At 67.8% G+C, this 23232-nt stretch carries 20 protein-coding genes; 8 read left to right on the forward strand and 12 right to left on the reverse strand.

Translation table 11 applies throughout. From position 1 onward, the window contains the following. Positions 1-25: 25 nt before the first annotated feature. The 5 genes from TS85_RS05010 to TS85_RS05030 form a co-directional block, all read right to left on the reverse strand. Positions 26-532 (reverse strand): hypothetical protein, encoded by a 507-nt coding sequence (locus TS85_RS05010; RefSeq protein WP_155006305.1) that lies wholly within the window; start codon positions 530-532, stop codon positions 26-28. Continuing rightward, positions 529-1314 carry an archaeosortase/exosortase family protein gene (locus TS85_RS23990; RefSeq protein WP_162184700.1) on the reverse strand — a complete coding sequence of 262 codons (786 nt, stop codon included), beginning with the start codon at positions 1312-1314 and terminating at the stop codon, positions 529-531. Before TS85_RS23990 ends, TS85_RS05010 begins: the two co-directional genes overlap by 4 nt. Further along, positions 1314-3698: a VIT domain-containing protein gene (locus TS85_RS05020; protein WP_077228468.1), complete on the reverse strand. Its 2385-nt coding sequence runs from the start codon at positions 3696-3698 to the stop codon at positions 1314-1316. The genes TS85_RS23990 and TS85_RS05020 overlap by 1 nt, the downstream gene beginning before the upstream one ends. Positions 3699-3970: 272 nt before the next feature. Further along, positions 3971-4870 (reverse strand): hypothetical protein, encoded by a 900-nt coding sequence (locus tag TS85_RS23995; protein WP_052507754.1) that lies wholly within the window; start codon positions 4868-4870, stop codon positions 3971-3973. After that, positions 4867-5946 carry a DUF1176 domain-containing protein gene (locus TS85_RS05030; RefSeq protein ID WP_044330824.1) on the reverse strand — a complete coding sequence of 360 codons (1080 nt, stop codon included), beginning with the start codon at positions 5944-5946 and terminating at the stop codon, positions 4867-4869. Before TS85_RS05030 ends, TS85_RS23995 begins: the two co-directional genes overlap by 4 nt. A gap of 217 nt (positions 5947-6163) precedes the next feature. On the opposite strand from TS85_RS05030, the gene TS85_RS05035 reads away from it, so the two are divergent. Continuing rightward, positions 6164-7243, forward strand: coding sequence for a TauD/TfdA family dioxygenase (locus TS85_RS05035; RefSeq protein ID WP_044335878.1), 1080 nt, complete (start codon positions 6164-6166; stop codon positions 7241-7243). Between the two features lie 27 nt (positions 7244-7270). On the opposite strand, the gene TS85_RS05040 is transcribed toward TS85_RS05035, so the two are convergent. Together TS85_RS05040 and TS85_RS05045 are read right to left on the reverse strand one after the other, a co-directional pair. After that, entirely contained in the window at positions 7271-8074 is an 804-nt protein-coding gene (locus tag TS85_RS05040) for a TauD/TfdA dioxygenase family protein (RefSeq protein ID WP_227698677.1), read from the reverse strand. Then, positions 8071-8901, reverse strand: coding sequence for an oxidoreductase (locus TS85_RS05045; RefSeq protein WP_044335879.1), 831 nt, complete (start codon positions 8899-8901; stop codon positions 8071-8073). The genes TS85_RS05040 and TS85_RS05045 overlap by 4 nt, the downstream gene beginning before the upstream one ends. A 166-nt stretch (positions 8902-9067) precedes the next feature. On the opposite strand from TS85_RS05045, the gene TS85_RS05050 reads away from it, so the two are divergent. The 7 genes from TS85_RS05050 (at position 9068) to TS85_RS05080 (ending at position 18367) form a co-directional block, all read left to right on the forward strand. Then, the gene (locus TS85_RS05050; RefSeq protein WP_044330826.1) at positions 9068-9970 is read left to right on the forward strand and encodes a ribokinase; all 903 of its coding nucleotides are present in this window, start codon (positions 9068-9070) and stop codon (positions 9968-9970) included. Between the two features lie 69 nt (positions 9971-10039). Then, positions 10040-11167, forward strand: coding sequence for an LLM class flavin-dependent oxidoreductase (locus TS85_RS05055; protein ID WP_044330827.1), 1128 nt, complete (start codon positions 10040-10042; stop codon positions 11165-11167). Beyond that, on the forward strand, positions 11160-11813 hold the full coding sequence (locus tag TS85_RS05060; RefSeq protein ID WP_044330828.1) for a cysteine hydrolase family protein: 654 nt from the start codon (positions 11160-11162) through the stop codon (positions 11811-11813). Before TS85_RS05055 ends, TS85_RS05060 begins: the two co-directional genes overlap by 8 nt. Then, positions 11810-13222, forward strand: coding sequence for an amidohydrolase family protein (locus tag TS85_RS05065; RefSeq protein WP_044335880.1), 1413 nt, complete (start codon positions 11810-11812; stop codon positions 13220-13222). The genes TS85_RS05060 and TS85_RS05065 overlap by 4 nt, the downstream gene beginning before the upstream one ends. Continuing rightward, positions 13207-14454: an MFS transporter gene (locus TS85_RS05070; RefSeq protein ID WP_044330829.1), complete on the forward strand. Its 1248-nt coding sequence runs from the start codon at positions 13207-13209 to the stop codon at positions 14452-14454. Before TS85_RS05065 ends, TS85_RS05070 begins: the two co-directional genes overlap by 16 nt. Positions 14455-14540: 86 nt before the next feature. Next, entirely contained in the window at positions 14541-15935 is a 1395-nt protein-coding gene (locus TS85_RS05075) for a zinc-binding metallopeptidase family protein (RefSeq protein WP_044330830.1), read from the forward strand. A 113-nt stretch (positions 15936-16048) separates the two neighbouring features. Continuing rightward, entirely contained in the window at positions 16049-18367 is a 2319-nt protein-coding gene (locus TS85_RS05080) for an acetamidase/formamidase family protein (RefSeq protein ID WP_227698678.1), read from the forward strand. 30 nt (positions 18368-18397) lie between these two features. Here the strand turns inward: TS85_RS05080 and TS85_RS05085 are convergent, their stop codons facing one another. From TS85_RS05085 to TS85_RS05105, 5 genes are all read right to left on the reverse strand, one after another. Beyond that, positions 18398-19276 (reverse strand): TauD/TfdA dioxygenase family protein, encoded by an 879-nt coding sequence (locus tag TS85_RS05085; protein ID WP_320407146.1) that lies wholly within the window; start codon positions 19274-19276, stop codon positions 18398-18400. Next, the gene (locus tag TS85_RS05090; protein WP_044335882.1) at positions 19273-20364 is read right to left on the reverse strand and encodes an acetamidase/formamidase family protein; all 1092 of its coding nucleotides are present in this window, start codon (positions 20362-20364) and stop codon (positions 19273-19275) included. Before TS85_RS05090 ends, TS85_RS05085 begins: the two co-directional genes overlap by 4 nt. A 40-nt stretch (positions 20365-20404) precedes the next feature. Beyond that, positions 20405-21184, reverse strand: coding sequence for a 4,5-DOPA-extradiol-dioxygenase (ygiD, locus tag TS85_RS05095; RefSeq protein ID WP_044330833.1), 780 nt, complete (start codon positions 21182-21184; stop codon positions 20405-20407). Positions 21185-21340: 156 nt separating this feature from the next. Further along, positions 21341-21826 carry a VOC family protein gene (locus TS85_RS05100; protein ID WP_044330834.1) on the reverse strand — a complete coding sequence of 162 codons (486 nt, stop codon included), beginning with the start codon at positions 21824-21826 and terminating at the stop codon, positions 21341-21343. Positions 21827-22017: 191 nt separating this feature from the next. Then, positions 22018-23220, reverse strand: a complete 1203-nt coding sequence (locus TS85_RS05105; RefSeq protein ID WP_044330835.1) for an aromatic ring-hydroxylating oxygenase subunit alpha — start codon at positions 23218-23220, stop codon at positions 22018-22020. Positions 23221-23232: the final 12 nt, after the last annotated feature.

Below are 23232 nucleotides of genomic sequence, written 5' to 3' on the forward strand. Positions count from 1 at the left end.
ACCTGTCACCCCCTCGCGGCGCCGGTCAACGGGCTTCCTCCGCCATCAGCGCCGCGGTCCACGGGCCCTGCGACGGTCCGAGCAGCGCCGACCAATACCAGGACGAGATATCGGGCCAGCTTTGGCCGCCGGTGTCGCGTACCTGTTCGCACGCCGTCAGCGTCCGCCCGTCGCGCGTGGCGGTGAAGCATGAGGCCGGCTTTCCATCGGGGGCGAGCCGCATCGGCGCGGGCGTGACGGTGTAGCCGATCGCGCGGAAGCAGTCGCTGGCCGGGTGCAGCGCGCGGGTGGCGGCGACGACGCGGCGGAGCACGATCTGGCGGCGGCCATCGCTGAACCGCGCGACTTGTCCGGGAAACTGGCGGGCGAGGAAGCGATCCTCGGGAGCAGGGGCGATGCGCGTCAACGGTCGGCCCTCATAGCTATCGGACCAGGCTGAGGCGGCGGCGGGTGGAGGAGAGGCGCCATCGGGCAGAAACGGCACTGCCGCCGCTGCCAGCGATAACCCGACGGCAACCTTTGACCAGATCATGCGAACCGCGCCTTTTTGCTTGGCATCACCATCGCCGCCAGCGCTGCCGCGACCATCGCGAAGGCGGCGATACCCACCGCTTCGTGCGCAACCATGCCGCTGAGGCGCGGCACGAAGCCGTTCTCGAGATAGAAGAGGCTGGCGGCGCGCAGGGCGTTGGCGAAGATCGTGAGGGCGACGGCCAGCATCAGCGCGCGGGCATAGTGGAGCGGAGCCAATCGCGCGGCGAGCGCGATGGCGCTGACCAGCAGCAGCGCTGCCCATAGCATCTTCACCCCGGCGCAGGCGGCGTCGAACAGCAGGCGCTCGCCATTCCACGCCAGCGCAACACCGTCGACGCCGACATTGATCCCGTTCATCCGCAGCAGCCCGGCGGTGAGCGTGGCCGACACCAGCCGCAGCGGGTAAGCGAGGAAGAATTCGAGGCTGGGGAGCACCGGCAGCGCCAGCAGGCCGAGGCCGATCGCGGGTGCGGCAGGCAAATCATCCCGTGCCGCCGCGCGCAGGATCAGCACCAGTCCCGCCACTGCCACCGCCATCCGCACCAGCGGCGGTGTAGCCAGCGCCACGAGCAGATAGGCGGCGAGGATCGCGCACAGCAATTTGGGCGAAACCGGCACGGCGGTGCCGCGGCGAAGCCGGCGCAGCGCCGGCCAGGCGAGCGCCGCCAGCACTGCGGCGAGGGGCACGGCTGCCATCCCGTCGCCCAGCCGCCCGGCAAGCAGCCGCACCGCATCCCAGAAAGCGAGAGCCGCCAGCGCAACGGCGATGCCGGGATGCATCAGGCGAACGCCAGGCCCGAGGCTGTAGCCGGTGCGTCGCGACGGCGGCGGCGCCACAGCCACAGCAGCATGCCCGCGACGATCGCCAGCAGTGCCCATTCGTGCGGCTCGGGGATCGTCGGCACCTCGTCCGCGCCGGGCGCGACCAGGCCGTTCTCCTTATACTCGCGATCGGTCGCCAGGACGACGGCGCCGCTCACCGGCGTGACCACGTTCAGGCGCCGCGCCAGCGTGATCGCGGCAGTGCGATCGGCGGGCTTGCCGCGGAGTGCTCCCACTGCTCCGCCGGCGGCCCATAGCCGGGCGATGTGGATCGACCCCCGGTCCGCACCCTGCACCGGCGCGGTGCTCCGCTCGATGCGCCAGACGGGGCCGGCCTGCGTCAGGTCGCGCAGCAACAGGGGCAAGTCGGTCGCCGGGGATGCGCCCGGAGCGACGAAGCGCGCGGTTTCGAACCAGGGCTGGCCGCTGCCGCTGAGCGCCGGGCCGGGCTGGGCCTGATAGCGCACCAGCCGCGGCAGCATGGCCGAGCGGTCGAGCATTTGATGGAGCTGCGCATGACTGCCGGCGGAGACGACCGGCTGGGCACCATGGACCCACAGCAACACCGCATCGCTACGCGCGGCATCGCCTGCCGCATCGGCGACGGCGGGCACATTGTCCTGCCCGCCGACGAACCTGGCATCGGCCAGCGCCCGCTCGACGCGCGCGCGCTGCTCAGAACTCCACGGCGCCAGCGCGACGACGACCGGCGTCTCCGCCGCAATGCGCAGCGACACGGGCAGCCCCGCCGGCAGCGCGTCGAGGGCCTTGACCAGTGCGCCTGCGACGGCTTCGTTGCCCTTCGAGCCATCGACGACGATCGCCAGCGCCGCGGGCCGGGCGGCGTCTTCACGAAGGATGCGCTGGATGACGGTCAGCGCCGGCTGCTCGCCCTGGCGCGGCACCACGGCGCTGCGGTTGGTTGCCGCCAAGATCGGGGCGACGCCCAGTTGCGGATGGAGGCTGGCATAGGTCGCGTCGGGGATCGTGCCGCGGACGCCCACCTTGCCGTTCGCGCGGGTCGCCGCCAGCCCGGCTGGCCCGCTAATCCCGGTGTCGCTTTCGATCCAGACATGGTGCGGCTGTTCACGCGCAATATCGAAATTGCGGTCGGCGATCATCGGCAGCGCCAGGCTGCGCGTGCCGTCGCGTGCGATCCTGAGCGGCGCCGTGATACCGACGCGGAACTGGATCGACGACCCCGCCTCGATCGGAAAGGCCTGGACCAGCAGGCGGTTGGCGCCGTCGGTCGTGACCAGCAGCGGATCGCGCTGGCGGCGGACCACCGATTCATACGCCGCACGCACTTCGCCGCGCCCGCCGATGCTCGCCTCGCGCGGCTCGCCATTGACCCACAATGTCGCGCGCGACGCCACCGCGCCCTCGGGCAACGCCAGCGTCAGCCGCGCCTCGCCTTGCTGGGCGCCGGCATTGGCCACGACCGCGGTCCATTCGAGATAGGCCAGATTGTCTTCGCCGCTGACCGATCCGTCGATGCGCGACTGCGTCAGTGCCAGCCCGTGGACCCGCCCGCCGACCGCCGCGCCGCCCTGGTCCTCGTCCCAGTCGAATTGCCAGCGCCGTGCGCCGCGTCCGGCGTCGGCGCGCGCGACGGCGTTGAAGGGCGTGCCGGTGACGCGGTAATAGAGTTCGCGCGCGGCGGTGGGCGAAATGCGCTCGGGTCGGAAGAAACCACTTTCCCAGCCAGTCGCGAGGAAGCTGAACAGCCCGGTCGCACGCCCGTCATCGCCATAGCTGAGGCGCAGCAGGATGTCCGGGTCGCCGACCGTGCGCATCGTCGTCACCGCGCGGCGTGCGCTGGCGGCGTCGCCTTGCCACCAGCCGATCGCCAGATAGGTGGCAGTCGCCGGCACGTCGAATGCAATCAAGGCGGTGAGGCCGAGGGTAACGCCCAGCGCGATCTTGCGACCGGCGCGCTGCACCCATGCCGACAATTCGGCGGTCAACCGCACCGACTGCCACAATGCCCCGACCGGCGCGAAGGGCAGCAGGCCCAGCCCCATGAACAGGATGCCGACCAAAGCGACGGGGAGCAAAGGCAGGAATACCAGCGCATAGCCTGCGCCGATCGCGATCGCCACGCCGCCCAGCACCATCAGTATCGGCGCTGGCGCGTTCTCGCGCTGCGCGGCGCGCCAGAGGAGAAAGTTGATAACCGGCACCGCGGCGACCAGCACGACATGCCCCCAGGTCGGCAGCGGATCGAAGAAGGTGCCGGCACACATGCCAGTCACGAGTTCAAGGATCAGCACCCCCGCCGGAAAGACGCTCCCGATCAACAACGCCAATCTGCCGCTGGACGGCTTGTATCGATCTGCCATGCGAACGCTCCCCTGATTGCGCCGCCGGTTTGGCAGGCGGCAATGGCGAAGCGATGCGCGCGCTGTCGGGATTGCTAGCGTTTAGTGTGCAGAAACTGTGCAGGGCGGGGCCGCGGGGTCGACCATTGCAGGGGCGCAGGAGGGCGCGTTTCGGGGCTCCGACGGAGCATCCCGGACCGGTAAACCGCGAAGATCGCGGCGCGGCGCTCAACCGCGGATCATCCTTCCGGTGCGCTCGACGCCTCCACGGCGCCGTCGCATCCGCCGGAGGTTCAGGGCGTCTCGGGCGGCGGCCTCTTCTCGAGGACGATCGAATAGGTGATCCGGTCCGGAAGCGCCTCGCGGATCGTGATGGCAAGGTCGCCAATCCTGGCCTTGGCCTCGCCGACGCGCACCGTCTCGATCTGGCCCGAGCCGGGGTGGGCCAGGTCGTCTATCGAATAGCCGCGAATCTCGAACCGTATCTCGCCGTCCTTTATCCCCTGATAGGCGACGTCGTAGATGCGTCCGACCTCATTGGCGGGATAGTCCCTGGGATCGGGCACCTGCGCGCCCTTGCCATAGTCGCGCGGGGGGACAAGCGGCTGGCCGAGCGCGACGGTCTGCACCGTCCCGAACGTCGCGGGGGAGGGGGCGGTCGAGCGGATCACCGCGGTCGCCGGCGAGGCCGCCAGGCGATCGTGAAGCGCGCGGGGCGAAAGGCCGTCGGCATCCTCGCCCAGCAGGGCTTCGGTAAAGGTCGCGTCGTCGATGCCCAGCGGGAAAAAGCCCGCCGCCTCGCGCTCGCGCGTATCGGCGCACACGAAATCCAGTTGGGCGCGGTCGATCGGAGTCGATGCCGGCGCCATCTCCGCTTTGGGGCGAGTCGAGGTATCGATCACTGCGTCGTCCGCGCCAAAGCGCTGGATGCCGCCCCATCCGATCAGCGCCCGCGCGCAATCCGCCTGCAGGAAGCTGACCGTCATCGCGACCGGATCGCCGGCGCGGCGGATGACCTGTTTGGCGGAGAAGCGGACGATCGCGTGGTCGCGCTCGATCGAGCCGACATCGACGAACACCGCCCGATCGACGTCGTGCCCGGCATACCACCACGGCGCGGCGGCAGCCGGCGCGCTCACCGCCAGTCCGGCGAGTGCCAGGGGGAGCCGCCATCCGGTGCGCGGCTGGATCATTGCTCCGACCGGAAAAGCGTGGGCCAGTCGCCAGGCTCGATCCCGCCACAGGCTTGTTGCAGCGCCATCTCCGACAGGCGAAACGCCCTGCCGTCCCAGATCCAGCTCGCGGACACGCCGCAATCGGCATGCGCGCGTCCGCGTGCGGCCATGCTCAGGGTGCCGCTCTCGGGATCGAAGCTGCCCTCGGTGAAATAGTCGGCGTCGGCGCGGTCCGGATCGTTGCCGCGATAGGGCATCGGCGCGACCAGCCGCTGCGCCCGCCCGCTTCCTCGCTGGGCGATGAACGCGAGCGAGGATCCCTGATAGGCGCCCATGATGCAGGGGATCAGGACGAGCGCCTGCGCCCCGTCGAGCGCGTGCGCTTCGGGCTGCTGCGGCGTGTCCTGACATTCCTCCTTGGCGAACAACGCCTTCTGGTCCGCGCGGACCAGCGCGATCAGCCGCGCTTCCTCCCCGGGGTCTAGGCGCGCCACGACGGGATGGCGCGCGATGCGGGGCAGCGGCGGGGCAGGGGGAACGACCGAGGCCGGCCGCGAGCCGCGGTTGAGCAGTGCAGTCACGCCGCCGATCCGCCCCTGCCGATCGTCGAGGCGCAGCATCGCCGCGCTGAACCCGGCGAGCGGGATCGCCGCGTCGTCCTCCGCAATCCCTCCCAAGGTAACCCTTTTCGCGCCGCGCAGCTTCTGGACCAATGCGTGGATCGCGGCGAGGTCGCTGCTGGTGACCGAGCTTCCGTCCTCTGACCGTGTGTATGCCCAGGCCGCGCCGGTCAGGCCCGCCGGCGCGCCGTCGATCCGGATATCGGAGGGCGCAAAGACAGTGGCGCTGCTGATCGTCGCCACAACCGCGCCCGACCCACCGGCATCGCGCTCGATGCGAATCTCCGCGCCATCGCTCGCGTCGGCGAACCCCTTGGCGACACAGCGCAGCGTGTTGTCACAGGCGACGAGCCAGCTTTGATAGCTGTCATAGGACTGGACAGGATCGGATTGCGCCACGGCAGCGGAGGCGCCCGTTACCGCGAGGGCAAGCGCCGCGGCCCTTGCGAAATTCGACACGCTCACTTCTGCCATTGGTCCTGCCGTTGAATCCCGCGTCAGATAACAAGCGCTTGTAATCCCTTCCCGTTCCTACGCAACGTCGCGGCGCGAGGACGCCGTCGCCCTCTTCGATGCCGGCAGTACGGGCGCCAGCGTGCGTCCCGCGAAAAGCAATTCGGCACGTGTCGGCAAGTCGTTCGCGGACTCGCGTGATAGGCAAGGTGACACAATGGATTGGACGGAGACGAATATGGCGACCCTCATCAGCGTGCCCGAGGTGGTCGGGGCTGCGGCCTGGCGCGGGGATCGGCTGGGGGCGGGGGACGCGTGGATCTATCGCCTGTCGGACGCCCAGGTGGCGGAGCTGGAGGCGCTGGGCACGCGTTTCGTCGCCGAAAGCCCCGATCTGCGGACGGTGCAGGCCGACGACTACCCGCTGGTCGCCTGTGCGGATGCGGTTGCCGCATGGCGGCAGGACGTGGATTTCGGGCGCGGCTTCGTGCTGGTGCGCGGGCTGCGCACCCAGCTCTATTCCGACATATTGTCGTCCGCGATCTATTATGTGCTCGGGCTGCACATGGGCGATCCCATCCGCCAGAACGAGATGGGCGACCTGATCGACCATGTCTATGCCACGTCGGACAAGACGATGGACGATCCGACCGCCTTGTCGTCCAAGGTGCGCGACAAGCTGGTCTATCATTCCGACAGTTCGGACATCGTCGCGCTGATGTGTCTGCGCCCGGCCAAGAGCGGGGGCGCATCGTGCCTCGTCTCGGGCGCGGAAATCTATAACGAGATCCTGCGCCGCCGCCCCGATCTGGCGCCGCTGCTGCTCGAACCGTTTCACTGGGACTGGCGGCGGCAGGATCACAGCGCGCCGGCGGATACCTATACCTCGCCCGTCATCTCGATGGTGGACGGCGTGTTCAGCATGTATGCGGGCTCGCTGTATATCCTGACTGCACAGGACTATCCGGGCGTTCCCAAGCTGACCGAAGACCAGATCGAAGTGCTGCGGCTGTTCGACGAGATCACCTATGAGCCGGGCATGGCGATCGAGATGGATTTCCGCCCCGGCGACATCCAGTGGCTGTCCAACTATGCCGCGCTCCATGCGCGCACGTCGTTCGACGACTGGCCCGAGGCGCAGCGGCGGCGCCATCTGCTGCGGCTGTGGCTGAGCAGCAAGACCGATCGCCCGGTGGTGCCCGATTTCGGCAAGAACGGCGTGGTCCAGGTCCGCGCCGCGCCGCGCGACGGCAAGCCCGAGCATCCCGACGCGCATTTCGATATCGCATCGGTATCGGTGCCGCGCCTGATTTCCTGAAGCTTCCCCCCGTGGGGGCGGCCAGTCCTAAAAAGGACGGTCGCCCTTCACGGTGACGCGGTAGCCCGACCGCGTTTGCGGGAAATAGTCCCAGATCGCCGAGTGCTGGACCGAGCGATTGTCCCAGAACGCGATCGAGTGCGGGCGCCAGCGAAAGCGGCACTGGAATTCGGGGCGCTGGACATGCTGCGCCAGGAACGCGAGCAGCGCCGCGCTTTCATCCTTGGGAACACCATCGATCTTCGCCGTGAACTGCTTGTTCACGAACAGGGCCTTGCGGCCGGAGACGGGATGCGTGCGCACCACCGGATGCGACGACATGTTGAACCGGGTGCCGGCGGGCGCGATCGCGCCGAACACGCGGGCGGCGTCGTGCGTGGCGGTCAGCCCGTCCAGATACGCCTTCATCCGGTCCGACAGCGCGGCATAGGCGGCGAACATGTTCGAAAAGGCGGTGTCGCCGCCGGTTTCGGGCACGGTGTGCAGGTACAGGATCGATCCCAGCGGCGGCTCGGGATCGCAGGTCATGTCCGAATGCCAGTCCTCGCCCGGGACATAGGTGGAGCCGGCGTCGGTGTGCATCCGCGTCACTTCGGGGTGGCCCGGCACGGCCCAGGCCGCGGTGGCGGCGGCGACGTGGATGTCGCCAAACACGCGGGCCAGCGCCTTGTGCTGGTCGTGGCCGATCGGCTGGTCGCGGAAGAACAGCACCAGATGCTCGGCCAGCGCCGCGCGCAACGCAGCGCCCTGCGCTTCGGACAGGGGCGCGGTAAGGTCGATCCCGTCGATCTCGGCGCCCATATGCGGGGTGAGGGGGTGGATCGCGATCACAGCGCGTAGGCCGTCGACAGCGACAGCGCCTCCCAGCGCTGCATTTCGCCCTCCAGCATTTCGAAATGTTCGCGGGCGTGGCGCAGCGCGTCCTCGCCCAGGAACAGGTGGCGCGGGGGGGCGGGTTCGTCGAGCGCGGCGAGGATCGCCTGCGCCGCCTTGGCCGGATCGCCATGTTCGTTGCCGCGCCCGGCGAGCAGGCTCAACTTCGACTGGCGGGCGCCGTCGTCATAATCGGGGATATGGCGTTCCGCCTCGACCAGCGCGGTGCCGGCAAAGCCGGTGCGGAAGCCGCCGGGGGCGACATTGGTGACGGCGATACCCAGCGGTTGCAGTTCCTGCGCCAGCGTCTGGCCGATGCACTCGAACGCATATTTGCTCGCGCCATAGATGCCGGTGCCCCACCAGGGCGCAAAGCCGCTCAGCGACGTGATGTTGACGATATGCCCCGCGCGGCGGGCGCGCATTGCGGGCAGCACCGCCTGGATCATCGCCATCGGGCCGAACACATTGACGTCGAACAGCGCGCGGGCCTGGTCGATCGCCGTCTCCTCGATCGCGCCGACCATGCCGTACCCGGCATTGTTGACCAGCCGATCGATCTGCGGAACCATCGCCTCCGCCCGCGCAACGGCAGCCGCTGCGGAGCCCGGCACCGCCAGGTCGAGCTGAATCCCCAACGCGCGGCCCGGGGCCTGCGATTCGAACGCCACAAGGTCGGCGTCGCGCCGTGCCGTGCCGATCACCATATCCCCGCGCGCCAGCGCCGCAGCGGCAAGCGCCTTGCCCAGTCCGCTGCTCACGCCCGTTATCAGCCACGTCGTCACCGGCACACTCCCCCAAATTCGAGCCGCAGCTTAGGGGCGTTGCGTCGTGCCGCTCTTTGCGTGCGTCGCCGCAAAACTTGGCGACCGGCGCATCGCGCCGAAAGGCAGTTGCCACCGGCGGAGCGGCCATGCTCCGTGTCGGCCAAGGACGAGCGGAGCGGATGACATGGCGGTGTGCGTAGTGGGGTCGATCAACGTCGATGTGATCGCGCGGGTCGAGCAGTTGCCGCTGCCGGGCGAGACGGTGATGGCGCATCAGACGCTGCGACTGCCGGGCGGCAAGGGCGCGAACCAGGCGGTGGCGGCGGCGCGGATGGGCGCGGCGGTGCGGATGGTCGGCGCGGTCGGCGACGATGAGGCAGGGCGCTGGATGCTCGAGGCGCTGGGCGCGGCGGGGGTGGACGTGGGTGCGGTCGCGCGGCTGGCGGAGGTATCGACCGGCACGGCCTATATCGCCGTCGATGCGCGCGCGGAGAACCAGATCATCGTCGCGTCGGGCGCCAATGCCCGGCTGACGCCGGGGATGGCGCCGCCGGGCGAGGCGGGCGATGTTGTGCTGGCGCAGATGGAGGTGCCGGCGGAGACGCTCGCCGCCGCCTTTTCCGCGCCCGCCCGGCTGCGCATCCTGAACGCCGCTCCCGCGCTGGCCAGTGCAGTGGCTTTGTTCCCGCTGGTGGATGTGCTGATCGTCAACGAACACGAACTGGCCTGGTATGCCGGGTGCGCCGCCGCCGAAACGCTGGCGGCGACGGTGGAAACCGCGCGGATGCTGCGCGCGCGGGCGGACCAGGTGGTGATCGTGACGCTGGGCGCGGCGGGCGCCGTGGCAGTGTGGGCGGATCGGCATTTCCATGCCCCCGCATTGCCGGTGCGGCCTGTCGATACGGTGGGCGCCGGCGATTGCTTCTGCGGCGCGCTGGCGGCGTTGCTGGAGGAGGGGCACGCGATCGATGCCGCGCTGGGCATCGCCAACGCCGCTGCCGGATTGTGCACGCTGGCGTCCGGTGCAGTGCCCGCGATGCCGCTCCGCGCGGCCGTGCTGGCGGCGTGCGGGGCTGCTGCAACTTAATATGCGCGGCGGATCAAGAACCCGGCGGCAGCCGCTCTAAGCTGGGGCCACATTCCTGGGGGTGGCGATATGACGACCGACTTTGAGCCGACACCGTTCGGCATTCCCTCCGACAGCGGCGGCAAGGATCTGGGCGTGTTCATGCCCATGGCCAATGGCGGGTGGATCCTGTCGAAGAACGCGCCGCCGCTCGACGGTTCGTACGCATATAACCGCAAGGTTGCGGTGCTCGCCGAGCAGGCGGGGCTGGATTTCATCATGTCGATGTCGAAGTTCCGCGGCTATGGCGGCGAGACCGGGCATTGGAACCGCACGCTCGATCCGGTCGTGCTGATGGCGGCACTGGCGGAAGTCACCTCCAAGGTGAAGGTGTGGACGACGATCCACACGATCCTCCAGAACCCTGCGGTTGCCGCCAAGATGATCGCGACGCTCGACCAGGTCAGCGGCGGGCGTGCGGGGCTCAACGTCGTGACCGGCGCGTACAAGGGCGAGTTCTCGCAAATGGGTGCCTGGCCCGAAGGGGTCGACCATGACGGGCGCTACGATCTGGCCAAGGAGTGGATCACGGCGATCAAGCGGCTGTGGACCGAGGATTCGGTGACCATGGACGGCAAATATTTCCAGCTCGACGATTGCCAGTCCTGGCCCAAGCCCGAAAAGCGCCCGTTCCTGGTATGCGCGGGCTCGTCGAAAAAGGGGATGCGCTTCACGTCCGAAGAAATGGATGCGATCTTCCTGACCGGCGGCAATGCGCAGGAACTGGCCGTCGCGAGCCGGTTGGCGAAGGAGGACGCTGCCGAACTGGGCCGCTATGTCCGCACCTATTCGATGATGACGGTGGTGTTCGCCGACAGCGACGCCGACGCCGAAAAGACCGCCGCCCGGTATCGCGAAGGGCTGGACGAGGAAGCGCTGTGGGGGATGATGCGCGCCTATGGCTTCCTCGATGCCGAGATCGGCAAGGAAAACGCCTTTGTCGCCAAGAGCCGCTCGACATTCATGACCCCGCATGTGCTGGGGACGCCGGAGACGGTGATCGAGCGGCTGAGCGAGATTTTCGAAGTGTCCGACACCGACGGGCTGATGCTGATCTTCCCCGATTACCTGACCGGGATTCCGACCTTCGGCACCCATGTCCTGCCTGCGCTGCGCGAACGCTTTCCCGGCAAGATCAAGGTGCCGGTGCATGGTTGAGCCAGTCGGGTTGCCGCATCTCGACGCGGCGGCGGTAAAGGATATGCTGCCCCCGGCGCGCACCGCGCTGGTGGTGGTGGACATCCAGACCGATTTCGCCGCGCCCCATGGCCTGATCGCGCGCTATGGCGTGGACATGGCGCCGGCGGAGGCGGCGATCGACCGGATCGAGGCGCTGATCGCCGCCGCGCGCGCCGCGGGCGCGACCGTGGCGTTCATGCGCGTGGTGACGCGGCCGGAGACCGATTCGGACGCGCTCAGGACGCTGTACGCGCGCCGGGGAACGCCCGGGGGGCAGGCGATCTGCCGCGTGGCGGATGGCGGCGCCGATTATTACCGCGTCGCGCCGCAACCGGGCGATATCGAGATCGAAAAGCTGATGTTCGACAGCTTTCACGGCACCGATCTGGACGCGCAGTTGCGCGCGCGCGGGATCGAGACGGTGGTGATGACCGGGCTCAGCACCGATTGCTGCGTCGATCAGACTGCGCGCGCGGCGTTCCACCATGGCTATCATGTCTTCGTCGCGTCGGATGCCTGTGCGGCGTACGAGCCCGATCTGCACAGTGGCACGCTCAACGTGCTGCAAAAGAACTGCGCGCTGCTGACCACCAGCGACGCCGTGATCGCGGCATGGGCAGCATGACGCCCCCCGATCCGGTTCCCACGCCGGTCGACCTGCTGATCCGCAATGCGTGGATCGTGACGATGGACGCCGAACGGCGAATCTATCGCGACGGCGCGATTGCGATCGCCGGGGACCGGATCGTCGCGGTCGGGCCTTCGGCAGCGGTCGAGCGCCAGGTTGCGCCGCGCGAGACGATCGACGCGCGCGACCGCTTCGTCGTCACGCCGGGGCTGGTCAATTGCCATATCCATATCACCGGCGAGCCGATCACCCGCGGCAGCGTGCCCGACGATGCCGATTGGCGCACCAACGTCTTCGAATGGCTGGTCCCCACCTATATGGCGCAGACGCCCGCCGACGAGCAGCTTTCCGCCACGCTCGCCGCGCTGGAGATGCTGCGCACCGGCACGACGTGTTTCGTCGAGGCGGGGACGATCCTGAACCTCGACCCAGTGATGGAGGCGCTGGCCGGCACCGGCATTCGCGGGCGGCTGGGCCAATGGGTGCAGGACCGCGCCTTTGCGCCCGAGGACGACCAGGCCGCGCTGACCGCGCGCGCCGTGGCGGCGATGGAGGCGCAGGCGGCACGCTATCCGCTGCGCGGCGATCCGTTGCTCGCGACATGGCCGTGCCTGGTGGGGCACAATACCGCGACCGACGATCTGTGGCGCGAGGCGACCGCGCTGGCGGCGGAAACCGGCGCGGGCATCACGGCGCATATGAGCGCGGACCCGGCGGACCCCGAATTCTATCTGGAAACCGCCGGCTGCCGCGCGATCACCCATCTGGCGCGGATCGGCGCGCTCGGGCCGCATCTGTCGCTGACCCACGCCATCCATCTGGACGACGAGGAAGTCGCGCTGCTCGCGGCGAGCGGCACCAACGTCACGCACTGCCCGATGACGGCAATGAAGGGCGCCTATGGCGCGACCGCGATGGGCAAGTTCCCGGAAATGGCGGCGCTGGGCGTCAACCTCCAGCTCGGCACCGATGGCAACAACAATGGCAATGCGGCGGACCTGATGCGCGCGATGTTCGTGACGGCGGGGCTGTTCAAGGATTCGCGGCGCGATGGAACGCTGTTTTCTGCCTATCGTGTGCTGGAAATGGGCACGATCAACGGCGCGCGCGGGGCGCAGATGGCGAACAGCATCGGATCGCTGGAGCCGGGCAAAAAGGCCGATTTCGTGCTGCACGACCGCGACCGGCCCGAATGGCGGCCGCTGCTGAACGTCGTGAACCAGCTGATCTACTCCGCCGACGGGCGCGGGGTGCACAGCGTGTGGGTGGAGGGGCGCCGCGTGGTGGACAGCTATCGATCGACGCTGATCGACGAGGAAAAACTCTATGCCGAGGTCGAGGTGGCGGGGCCGGCGGTGCTGGCCCGTGCGGGCATGACCGTACCCAGCGCATGGCCCGTGCTGTGAGCGGGGATGCCGCCCGCTACCGGGTGCTCGCGGCCTGTACGCTGGGCACGATCGTCAGCATGACGCCCGCAGTGCATTCGGTGTTCGGGCTGTTCCTGCTGCCCTTGTCCGAGACGTTTCAATGGCCCCGCGCGCAGATTTCGGTGGTGCTGGGGATGATGGCTGTGGTGGGGGCAGTGGTCTATCCGCTCGCCGGGCGCTTTGCCGACGGGCACGGGGCGCGGCGGATGCTGATCGTCGCCAACCTGGTGTTCGGCGTAGCGATCGCCGCACTCGCGCTGACGACGCGGCATATCGGGCAATTCTACCTCACCTTCTTCATCGTCAGCCTTGCGGGCAGCGTGGCGGGCACGCCGCTATTCTCCAAGGTGATCGCAGAATGGTTCGACAAGGGCCGCGGCATGGCGCTGGGCATCAGCGCGGGGATGGGCAGCGGCGTCGGCTCGATTGCAATTCCGGTGATCGCGGCGATGGTGGTCGGCCAATATGGCTGGCGTGCGGGCTATCTGGCGATCGGTGCGATCGTGTTGATCGTCGGGTTTCCCGCGCTGTTCCTGATGCTCCGCGATGCCCCGCGCAGTGTCGTCGCCGCCGACGCTGATACCGCCCCGTCGACCGAGGGTCTCTCGCTGGCCGAGGCGGCGCGGATGCCGCGCTTCTGGGTGCTGCTGGTGTCGATCGCAGTGGGGGCCGGGACCACCACCGCGATCTTCAGCCATGTCGTGCCGATCGTCGTCGATCGCGGCTTCAGCATCAGCGCCGGCACCGCCGCTGTGAGCATGTTCGCGCTGGTCGGCTCGACCTGGCAGATCGCGACGGGGCGCGTGCTGGACCGCAGCCGCAGCCCCAAGGTGGTGATCCCGATGTATGCGATGGCGGTGGTCGGGCTGGCGCTTCTCGAACTGGGCATGGGCACGCCCGCGCTGATGCTGGGCGGGGCGTTGCTGGGCGTGGGGCTGGGCGCGCAATATGGCACCATGCCCTATCTGATCGCGCGCTATTTCGGGCTGCGCGCGTTCGGGACGATCATCGGCGTGATGTATTCGGCAGTGATCGTGGCGCAGGGCGTCACCCCGGTGCTGCTCGACGCCGCCTATGATGCGCAGGGCAATTACCGGATGGGCGTGCTGGTGTGCGCGCTGTGCCTGTCGGCCGGCGCTGCGCTGATGCTGCTGTTGCCGCGCTATCAGGCGGACGAGGCTGCGTCGCCGTCGCCGCTCGCGCTTGCCTGATCGGACATAGATAGGGCGCGCAGGATCAAGACAGCGGCGGCGGGACGCGGGACGAGGGGGCATGAACACAGCATCCTCGCGCGCCCGTGGCTGACGGACCGGAACCCGCCGGCGCCTTTGCGGATCCGGCGCATGCGCCCTATGCGGTCACCCCTGCCGAGCGCGACGCGATTGCTGCCGCGATCGATACCGATGAACTGGTCGAACTCGCGCTGACGCTGGGCAATATCCCGGCCCCGTCGCGCAGCGAGGCGGCGGCGGCGGACTATGTCTACCAGTGGATGCAGCGCGAGGGGTTCTGCCCACGCAAGGTGGGGGCCACCCCCGATCGCCCCAATGTGATCGGCGAGACCGGCGGCACCGGCACCGGCGCGAATCTGCTCTTCACTGCGCATCTGGATACCGAAAGCCCCAGCGGCATCCGCGAACAGGACAAGTTCCGCTATCGCGAATCGACGCTGGCCGACCCCGAATGGCAGCAATGCTGGATCGAGGACGGCGCGCTGCGCGGCTATCCGATCTCGAACGATCGCGGGCCGATGGCGTGCTTCCTGATCGCCGCCAAGGCGCTCCGCAAGGCGGGGATCACGCTGGCGGGCAAGACCTGGCTCACCGCCTGTCCCGGCGAGATCGGGCCCGAGCCGATCGAGGAATTTTCGGGCATCGACTATATGGGCAAGGATATCGGCGCCCATTACCTGTTCCACCATGGCGGCGTCGCGCCCGATTACGCGATCGCGGCGGAGGGCACCGATTTCGGGGCGACCTGGGTCGGGTGCGGCTATGCGCTGTTTCGCATCCGAATCTTCGGCAGCGGGGTGTTCACGCCGATCCTCGACGCACCCGCCGATCCGGCGCAGCATCCCAACCCCATCTACCGGCTGGGCCCGGTGATCGACGCGCTCCACCGCTGGAGCCAGCAATGGGAGCGCGACTCGGTACTCGATCTGCCCGGCGGGCGCGTGGTGCCCAAGGTGCAGTTTTCGTCGGTGCGCGGCGGAATGCCGTTCGATTTCGGCGCCGGTACGGAAGTGTGCGCGCTGTACCTCGATGTGACGCTCAACCCCCGGCAAAAGGCGGCGGACGCGATGCATGGCATCGTTGCGGCGATGCGGGGCGTGGATGTCGCGGGCTTCGATGTCGAGCCGATGGTGGTGCGGCACGGATTCGAGGCACCCGACGCCGCCGTCGCGCCGCTGGCGGGGGCCGTGGATGCCGCTACCCGACTGGCCCGCACCGCCCCGCTCGAACGCGCGCACCCGGTCTATTCGAGCATGTGGCGCGACCACAATGTCTTCAACATGCACCGAGTCCCAGCCCTCACCACGGGCATGCCGCGCTGGCGTCCCCGGCCCGAAGATATGGCGTCGAGCGCGCTGGTCTATGCGCTTACGATGCTCGCGATATGCGGGCGGGGGCCGGACAGCGCCGGCCCGTCGGGTCCCACATCGGTGTACGGGTCCGGGACCTCGCCCTTCTGATCGCGACCGTAACGGGATTGACGTGATACTGCGCTGCACCATAGGCTGCCCTCATGGTCGGCAATCCCCGACCGAGAGGAGCCGGATGATCTCCGAAGGCGCTGGTTGCTGTCGTGCGATTTACCACTAACGCCTATCCCAAGGAGCAGCGCCGCGAAGCGTGGCGTTTTGCGTTGCAGCGCGTGTCGCTCCAGCTCGATGCGGCAGAGGAGGGGCTGTACGGCGAGATTATCCATTTCCGGGGCAGCCTGGGCATCGATTTCTTCCGGCTGACCGGCACCGCCCAGGCCTGGACGATCGACTTCAGCGACCAGCAGGGCAGCTTCTGGCTGTCGCTGCTGCTCGACGGCACCGCGCATCTGGTGAGCGGCCCGGAACGATTGTTGCTGAGCGACGGCGACATCGTGTGCGGGCGCGGCGACTCCGTGGGGCGGCATGTGTTCAGCAGCGACAATCGCACGCTGATCGTTCGCGTGCCCCAATCGCTGCTGACTTCCCGGCTGAAAGCGCCGCTGCCCGAAGTGCCGCGCCGGATCGGGACCGATGCGGGCACCGCGCGCGTCTTTTCCGGGATGCTCCGCGCGCTGGCCGATGCGATCGGCGAGATTACGACCGATCAGGCGCGTCCGGTGGAGATGGCGCTGCCCGAATTCCTCCTCGCCAGCCTGCTCGACAATGCCCCGCCCAAGGCGCTGGGCGGCGCGGCGGGGATGCGCGCGGCGCTGCTCGAGCGCATTTTCCAGACGATCGAGATCCGGCTGGGCGACCCCGACCTCAATTACCAGCAGGTCGCCGCCGAACACGGCATCTCGCCGCGCTATCTGCAAAAACTGTTCGAATCGATCGAGGACAGCTTCGGCCATTATGTGAAGGTGCGCCGGCTGGAACGGTGTCGGCTGGACCTGCGCAGCCCGCTGCACGTCCAGAAATCGATTTCCGACATCCTGTTCCAATGGGGCTTCAACGATTCCGCGTCCTTCAGCCGGGCGTTCCGCGAGCAATATGGCATCTCGCCGCGCGAATATCGCAAGGCGCCCGTGGCGGACGAGGAAGCCTTTGCCAAGCTGCATCGCGGCCGTCCGGCGCGGCGCGAGCGATTGGCCGCCGAAGTCGATGTCGAGGACTTGTCCGAAGACGACGTCGCGCCGACCGCACCGACGCTCGACGCGGTGCCCCGCGGCGACACGGTGCGCCACCATCACCTGCCGGTCAGCCCCAGGACCATTCACTGGGGGTTCCTCAGCCGCGCGCTCAAGCCGGTACTCCACGTCCGCTCGGGCGATTTCGTGACGATCGAAACGCTGACGCATCACGCCAATGACGATCCGGAGCGGATGGTGCAGGGCGATCCGGGCGCAGAGAGCGTCTATCACTGGGACCATCACCACAAAGCAGTCGACAGGCGCGGGGCAGGCCCAATGGACGCCAGTGCGCTGGGGCGCGGGCCGGGCGAGGGGTTCGGCGTCCACATCTGCACCGGTCCCATCGCGGTGCAGGATGCGATGCCGGGCGACCTGATCGAAGTGCGCATCCTGGACCTGAAGCCGCGCCCCAGCGGCAACCCGCGCTTCGCCGGCAAGGCATTCGGCAGCAACGCCGCGACCTATTGGGGCTTTCACTATCAGGACCTGCTGACCGAGCCCAAGCAGCGTGAAGTCATCACCATCTACGAAGTCGAGGCCGAAAGCGGGCGTCCGGCCAGTGCGCACGCGGTGTACAGCTATCGCTGGACCCCGCAGACCGATCCGTCAGGCCATCTCCACCCGCGCTACGACTATCCCGGCGTGCCGGTCGATCCCGCGACGATCGAGCGCAATTACGATGTGCTGCGCAACGTCGAAATCCCGATCCGCCCGCATTTTGGCTTCATCGCAGTGGCGCCGGCCTATTCGGGGCTGGTCGATTCGGTGCCGCCGAACAGCTTTGGCGGCAATCTGGACAATTGGCGCACCGGGCCGGGGGCGCGGGTGTTCCTGCCGGTGCAGGTGCCGGGCGCGCTGTTGTCGCTGGGCGATCCGCACGCGTCGCAGGGCGATTCGGAGCTGTGCGGCACGGCGATCGAATGTTCGATGACCGCGCTGATCCAGGTGATCCGCCACCCGGCGGGCGAGTTGCGCGACCAGTTGCGCGACCTGGACTATCCGCTGATCGAAACCGAGCAGGAATGGGTGATCGTCGGCTTCAGCCACCCCGATTACCTGAAGGAACTGGGGGAGGATGCGCAGAGCGAAGTGTACAAGAAATCCTCGATCGACGCGGCGATGCGCGACGCCTTTCGCAAGGCGCGTCGGTTCCTGATGACGACCAAGGGGCTGACCGAGGATGAGGCGATCTCGCTGCTGTCGGTCGGCGTCGATTTCGGGGTGTCGCAGGTCGTGAACGGCAATTGGGGCGTCCATGCGGTGATCCGCAAGGCGCTGTTCACCGGGTAAGGCGCCACGCCTTATCCGCCGCCCTGCGGTTCAAAACGGCTTGTCGCCCGCGATCGTCACGCGGAAGCCCGAGCGGACGTCGGGGAAATAGTCCCAGGTCGCGAAATGCTGGGTGCAGCGATTGTCCCAGAACGCCACCGAATCCTTCTGCCAGCGGAAGCGGACCTGGAAATTGGGGTCCTTCACATGCTCGAACAGGAATTCGAGGATTGCGGTGCTTTCGGGCTTCGACAATTCGTTGATGCGGATCGTCTTCGACTGGCTGACGAACAGGCATTTGCGCTTGGTCACCGGATGGGTGCGGACCACCGGATGGGTGTTGCGCGGGTATTTCTTGTCCACGTCGGGAAAGAGCTCGCGGTAGATGTGATTGGAATCATGCACTGCGGTGAGCGGCTCCAGGAACGCCTTCATCGCCGGGGATAGTGCGTCGTACGCGGCGTACATGCTCGACCACAAAGTATCGCCGCCATCGGCGGGCAGCGTGTGCATGTGCAGGATGCTGCCCATCGGCGGCTCGGCATCTTCGCTCAGGTCCGAATGCCAGTTTTCGCCGGCGATGAACGTGCTGTTCGCATCGGCATGGATCGCGACGATTTCAGGGTGATCGGCGAGCCCCGACACCCCGCTGTGATACGCCAGGTCGCCGAAATAACGGCCCAGCCGCTTGTGGCTCTCATGCGTGAGCGGCTGATCGCGAAAGAAGATCACCTGATGCGCCATCAGCGCGTCGTGCAACTCGCTCACTTCCTGGTTGCCCAGCGGCTGGTTCAGGTCGACGCCGAACACTTCGGCGCCGATGCGCCGCGTCATCGGCCGGACGTCCAGCACCTGATAGGTCACGATCTTTCCTCCATCCTGAAGCGGCGCGCAGGCCGGCACGATGCGCGGCCCGCGCGCGGCTGTCATCCCACGTCCTTGACGATGCCCTTGCCGCCGAAGATCTGGCGATCGATCCGGCAATGGATGCCCTGGGTGCCGTCCACCACCTGGGTCACACCGAAATCGGCCGCGACGCTCATCAGCGAATAGGCATCGACCTTCGACAGCCCCTGATGCTCGTGGAGCAAATGGAGCATGTCCATCGATGCGCTCTTCATCGCCTGGTCCAGATCGTCGCCAAAGCCGTGGACGATCCAGCAATCGGGCGTCTCGAGCAGCGGCGAGGGGAATTTGAAATCCTTGCGCAGGATGATCTGGAACAGCACGTCGAGCGAGGCCTCGATCGCAGTGCCGCTGATCTCGCCGTCACCCTGGCTGACATGGGGGTCGCCGATCGAAAACAGCCCGCCCTTGACCTGGACGGGGTAGAACATCGTCGCCCCCGCGCCGATCCGCCAATTGTCGATATTGCCGCCGTGCAGCCCCGGCGGGATCGTGCTGACCGGATCGTTGACCGCCGGCGCCACGCCCGCGGTGCCCAGATGCGGGCGCGCGGGGATGGTGATGCCGGGCAGCGCGGGCTGGCGATCGCACACCGGGCAATTGGTGATCCGCCCCGGTGTCACATATTTGTCCGGCACGTCATAGGCATAGAGCGCGCTGGCGGTGTTGGCGTTGGGATCGAGGCGATAGATGGTCACGCGCTCGGTCTCGCCGAATTCCTGGTAGAGATGGCCCCAGTTCGCCTGAAGGTTCGATCCATAGGCGAAGCGTGGCGTCATCTGGAAATAGCGGACCTCGAGCATGTCGCCCGGCTCCGCGCCCTCGACATAGATCGGGCCGGTCATGATGTGGCAGCCCGGCGCGCGCGTCTCGGGCTCGATCTCGGTGAAGATCCGGCGGATTTCGTCGTCGAACATCAGCACGGGATCGTCGCCGGCGTGATGCGTGACTGCCTGCGCCTGGATCAGGTCGCCGCTCTTCACCGTGAGCGCCGGCGGTATCTCGGGCGAGAAATAGCCCCAGTGCACCGTATCGGGCGTGGCGCGCAGGAAATGCAGCGCGCCGGGCCGAACCTGTTCGCGAACGGCTTGATTCTCGCCGACCAAAGACATCAACATTTCCCCCGTGGTGAAAGCGTACCGGGCGCGTCGTTCATGCGCCGATCACGATGCTCGTCATGCCGAGCGACTTGTGGTGGATGAAATCCGGCCCGAACGCCGCGGGCTCGCCGGGATGGCGCGCGCCGAGGACATAGAGCAGCGGCAGGAAATGGTCGGGCGACGGCACCGACAGCGCGGCATCCTCGCCCAGAGCCGCATATTCCATCACGCGCTGCGGCTGGTCGGTCGCGACGGCGTCCAACATCGCGGCGTTGAAGCGCGCGGCCCAGGGGTAGGGCGGGGCGTCGGGATTGCCCCAGTCCATCGCCGGCAGGTTGTGGACGATGTTGCCGGTGCCCATGATGAGCACCCCTTCGTCGCGCAGGGGGCGCAGCGCCTGGCCGACCGCCCAATGCTGTTCCGGCGTTTTGGCCAGGTCCATGCCGAGCTGGACGACGGGGATGTCCGCGTCGGGATAGGCATGGACCAGCACCGTCCAGGTGCCATGATCCAGCCCCCAGCCGGTATCGAGCGACACCGGCATCGGCGCCAGCAGGTCGCGGACGCGGTGGGCCAGTTCGGGATCGCCCGGCGCGGGATATTGCATGGCGAACAGCGCGGGCGGGAAGGCGCCGAAATCGTGGATCGTGCGCGGCTGGGGCATCGCGGTGACGGCGGTGCCGCGCGTCTGCCAATGCGCGGAAATGCACAGGATCGCTTTTGGCCGGGGCATTTGGTCGGCGATGCCGCGCCATGCGCGCGTGGTATCGCTGATCTCCAGCGCGACCATCGGGCTGCCATGACCGAAAAAGACGAGCGGCAGGCGGGGCATTATCAGTTGCTCCTGCGGGCGTGGGGGGATGCGGTCATGGTTCTCGTCATCTTGCGGGCGGTGCCCGTGCTGGCTTGGGTAAAGGCTAGGGATGCGGGCGGGGGCGGGTCTTGTGCCGATGCGCACAAGTTGTTGGCCCAGCCCCCGCAGCGGCGGCTATTCGCGGGTATAGTCCGCTGGGATCTGGGGGTTTTCACCCGCCTTGCCCCACAGCAGGATCTCGTTGCCCCACGGATCGGCAAAGGCGTGGTTGTACCCGTTGAACTCCGCCCAATAGTGATTGCGCCACAGGATCGTCGCGCCGCGTTCTTCGGCGGCGGAGAGGATGCGTTCGGCGCTGTCGTCATCGCCGATCAGGATCCAGATGCGCGGCTTGCGCCCCGGCGCGGCGATGGTGCGCGGCTCGACGCCCGCCGGATCGGGATGCGGGCGGGCGTTGGCGGCGTCGAAAATGCCCAGGTGCAGATTGCCGATCTGGCTGTCGCTGCCGTCCTTGTGCTGGAAGAAGCCGCCGGGGACCATGCGGTGGTAAATGCCCTCCGGCCGGGCGTCGTTCTCCCAGCCGAACACCTCGGCATAGAAGCGGCCGGCGGCGGCGGGATCGTCGGAAGCCAGGTCGACGAAGATCAGCGTGTTGGTCATGCAGGGGGCCTTTTCGAGTGGGCGCAGTGCTCCTGCGGCCAGCATGGGCTGGCCGTGGGGAGCGCGGCGGGGGTGGGATTTCGGGGTTGGGAGGGGAGCACCCCCACCGTTTGCCCTGAGCTTGTCGAAGGGCTGTGAGACTCACCGTGCTTCGACAAGCTCAGCACGAACGGGGAGGGGCCTATGCCATCCTACGACGCGCGCTTGATCTGGCTGACCGGTGCCGAGGGGCCCCGGCGGCGGTCCCATTCGCTCCAATAGCGGTCGACCAGCCACTGGTTGAACTGGCGCTGCGCATCCTCCTGCCAGCTATAGCGGCCGCGCGGCGCGAATTTCGAGCCGAGCCCCTGCTGGACCAGCAGATCGACATGCAGGTCCTGCGCGACGATGTGCGCGGTATATTCGTCGTTGATCGCGCGCTTTTCCTCGAACGCCGGATCGGCCATCGCCTCGGGCAGATAGAGGCTGCCGAAGGTGAGCCCGTGCGTGCCGGCGGACCGCGCATCCATGATGAGGTAGATCACCACGTCGTTGAGCACGACCAGCGACAGCGACGGCGGCAGGTTTACGAACAATAGGCGGTTCTGCTCCTCGTCGGTCAGCTTCGGAAAGACCGGGAACAGCGCCTTTTCGGTCGGGTTGAAGCTGGCATTGGGATGCAGCGACCCGTTGAGCCGGTAATAGCCCGCAGTCTCGCGCGGGACTTCGGGGAAGCTGGCGAGCGCACTCGGTATATAATCGTGCAGCCCGTGGTGCAGGCGGTTGGCGTGATAGCCGTCGTTATTGTTCTCGAACTGGACTTTCCAGTTCCACGCGAATTCGTGCTTTGCAGGCGCGGGGCCGCGCAGCCGGGCGAATTCGTAATTGGCGACCACCGGCTCGATCGCGGCGAGGCGTGGCGCCAGCGGCGCGGCTTCGGCATCGAAATTGACGAAGACGAAACCGTGCCACAGCTCGACCTTGAGCTTGGGCAGGCCGTTGGCCTTGCGATCGAAATTGCACGTCTTGCCCATTGCCGGGGCGTTCACCAGCGCGCCGTCGAGGTCATAGGTCCAGTGGTGATAGGGGCAGACGAACGCGCGGGTGTTGCCCTGACCCTCGGCCACCAGCATCGCGCGGTGCTGGCACACCGACGACATCGCCTGGATCGCCCCGGCGCGGTCGCGCGCGATCACCAGCGGTTCGTTGGCGTGGGTGCAGGTGAAATAATCGCCCGGCTTCTCGATCCATTCCTCGCGCCCGACGCACAGCCACTCGCGGTAGAACAGCGCTTCCTTTTCAAAGCGGTAAAAGGCTTCGTCGGTGTAGCATTCGGGCGGCAGCGTCTCTGCCTCCTCGGTGGCCTTCACCGACGTGGCGAAACTGTCGAAGAACTGGTCGGTCAGGATCGTCATCGCATTTCCTCT

This window comes from Sphingomonas hengshuiensis, assembly GCF_000935025.1.
Lineage (GTDB): Bacteria > Pseudomonadota > Alphaproteobacteria > Sphingomonadales > Sphingomonadaceae > Sphingomonas > Sphingomonas hengshuiensis.